We start from the raw sequence: 2,741 nt of genomic DNA, 5'->3' as shown, positions 1-2,741 counted from the left end.
TTCTTGTAGACGCGGTGGCCGAAGCCCATCAGCCGGAACGGATCGTCCTTGTTCTTGGCGCGCGCGATATATTCGGGAATCTTGTCGGGCGTGCCGATCTCGCGGAGCATGTTGAGCGCCGCCTCGTTGGCGCCGCCGTGCGCGGGACCCCATAGGCAGGCGATTCCGGCGGCGATGCAGGCGAACGGGTTGGCGCCGGACGAGCCGGCGAGACGCACGGTCGAGGTCGAGGCGTTCTGCTCGTGATCGGCGTGGAGGATGAAGATCTTGTCCATCGCATCCTCGATCACCGGATCGACGACATAATCCTCGGCCGGGACGCCGAACGTCATCCGCAGGAAATTGCCCGCGTAGGACAGGCTGTTGTCCGGATAGACGAACGGCTGCCCGACCGAATATTTGTACGCCATCGCCGCCATCGTCGGCATCTTGGCGATCAGCCGGTGGCTGGCGATCTTGCGCTGCTCGGGATCGTCGATGTCGGTCGAATCGTGGTAGAAGGCCGAAAGCGCCCCGACCACGCCACACATGATCGCCATCGGATGCGCGTCGCGGCGGAAACCGCGGTAGAAGGTCGCGAGCTGCTCGTGCAGCATCGTGTGGCGGCTGATCGTATAGGTGAAATTGTCGAGCTCCGCCTTGGACGGCAGCTCGCCGTTCAGCAGCAGATACGATACCTCCATGAAGCTCGATTTCTCGGCGAGCTGATCGATCGGATAGCCGCGGTGGAGCAGGATCCCCGCGTCGCCATCGATATAGGTGATCTTCGATTCGCAGCTCGCGGTGGAGGTGAAGCCGGGATCGTAGGTGAAGGCGCCGGTGTCGGCGTAGAGCTTGCGGATATCGACGACGTCCGGACCCGTGGACCCCGAGAGCAACGGATATTCGAAGCTTTTACCTTCAACGCTGACCGTGCTCGTGCTGCCCATGTTCGTCTCCATCACGCGTCCGCCGGAAGACCCGATTGATCGTCCAGCCGTCCCAGGCTCTCGTCGCGACCGAGCAGCGCCAGCACGTCGAAAATGCCTGGCGAGGTGGTGCGCCCGGTAAGCGCCGCGCGCAGCGGCTGCGCCAGCTTGCCGAGACCGACCGCCTGTTCTTCCGCCACCCGGCGGACGGCGGCTTCGAGCGCCTCCGCGCTCCAGTCGTCGACCGCCGCGAGAGCATCCCGGGCACGCGCCAGACTCCGGCGCGCATCGCCCTCTAGCAGCTTGGCGGCGGCTTCGTCCATGTCGATGGGGCGCTTGCGGAACAGGAAGCCGGCGCTGTCCGCCAACTCGTTGATATTCTTGGCGCGTACCTTGAGCATCGGCATGGCGCGACGCAGCAAATCCCCCTCCGCGCTCGATTCGCCGAACCCCAGCTTGACGGCGGTCAGCGCGGCGAGCCGATCGTCGGCGGACTCGCGCATATAATGGCCGTTCACATTCTCCAGCTTCTTGAGATCGAAGCGCGCGGGCGATCGGCCGACCGCGCCGAGATCGAACACTTCGGTCGCGCGCGCCCGGCTGATGATCTCCTCGTCGCCATGCCCCCAGCCGAGCCGTAGAAGATAGTTCGAGACCGCCTCGGGCAGCAGCCCCAGCTCATCGCGATAGGCATCGACGCCCAGCGCGCCGTGGCGCTTGGAAAGCTTGGCGCCGTCCGCGCCATGGATCAGCGGGATGTGTGCATAGACGGGCTCCTGCCAGCCCCCCTCGATCCCCGCCATCGCGCGGATGATGCCGAGCTGGCGGAAGGCATTGTTGAGATGATCGTCGCCGCGGATGACGTGGGTGACGCCCATGTCGCGATCGTCGACCACCACCGCCAGCATATAGGTGGGCGTGCCGTCCGAGCGGAGCAGCACCATGTCGTCGAGAATCGCGTTCTGCACGGTGACGGCGCCCTGCACGCGATCGTCGATCACCGTCTCCCCGGCCTGATCGGCGCGCAGCCGGACGACGAAGGGCTGGTCTTGAGGGCCGTCGATCCGATCGCGCCAAGGGCTCGCCACCTTGTAGGGGCGCTTGGCGGCCTGCGCCTCGGCGCGCTGCGCGGCGAGCTCCTCCGGCGTCATCCAGCAGCGATAGGCCGCGCCCGTGTCGAGCATCGCTTGGGCGACTTCGGCATGGCGCCGGTGCCTCGCGAACTGGAAGACGGTGTCGCCGTCCCAGTCGAGCCCCAGCCAGCGCATGCCATCGAGAATCGCCGCGATCGCGGGCTCGGTGGAGCGCGCGCGATCGGTATCCTCGATCCGCAGCAGGAATTTGCCGCCGTGGTGGCGCGCGAACAGCCAGTTGAACAAGGCGGTGCGCGCGCCGCCGATATGGAGAAAGCCGGTCGGCGACGGCGCGAAGCGGGTCACCACCGCCGGGCCGGCGGCTTCCTGGATGCTTGCGCTCAAGCCATGCCTCTTTCAAGCTCGCGCCACGATGCCGGCACGAAGGGTCGCCGCCCCTAGCATAGCGCTTCGCGCGCCTCAAACCGCGTGGGCATGGCTGCGTCCGTCCGCGATCGGCGACGGCCTCGAGCGCTGGCTGGAGACCGAGCGCGATCAACTGCCCCTCTGGCTGCCGGTGGCGCTGGGGGCCGGAATCGCGGGCTGGTTCTGGCTGCCCGACAAGGCGGCGTGGCAAGGCTTCCTCGCGGCGAGCGGTGGGGTCGGCCTGCCGGCCCTGGCGGTCGCGCGGCATGGGCGGGCGGCGCGCGCGATCGCCTGGCTGGCGCTCACCGCCTGCCTGGGCTGCGCTCTGGCGTGG

At 67.5% G+C, this 2,741-nt stretch carries 2 protein-coding genes and 1 pseudogene; 1 reads left to right on the top strand and 2 read right to left on the bottom strand.

What is annotated here, in order from left to right; translation table 11 throughout:
* The coding region (gene gltA, locus HUU94_RS11500) for a citrate synthase (RefSeq protein WP_174275212.1) at window positions 1-929 on the bottom strand (929 nt) is incomplete at its 3' end.
* A gap of 11 nt (window positions 930-940) precedes the next feature.
* The gene (gene gltX, locus HUU94_RS11495) at window positions 941-2,386 is read right to left on the bottom strand and encodes a glutamate--tRNA ligase (protein WP_254602164.1); all 1,446 of its coding nucleotides are present in this window, start codon (window positions 2,384-2,386) and stop codon (window positions 941-943) included.
* Between the two features lie 28 nt (window positions 2,387-2,414).
* On the opposite strand from gltX, the pseudogene HUU94_RS11490 reads away from it, so the two are divergent.
* Window positions 2,415-2,741: pseudogene (locus HUU94_RS11490) on the top strand (hypothetical protein); the annotation flags it as partial.

It is taken from the genome of Sphingomonas bacterium (assembly GCF_903644055.1).
Taxonomy (GTDB): Bacteria; Pseudomonadota; Alphaproteobacteria; order Sphingomonadales; family Sphingomonadaceae; genus Sphingomonas_I.
Note: the sequence above shows the minus strand (reverse complement) of the source record. Positions and strands in the feature narration are given on the sequence as shown.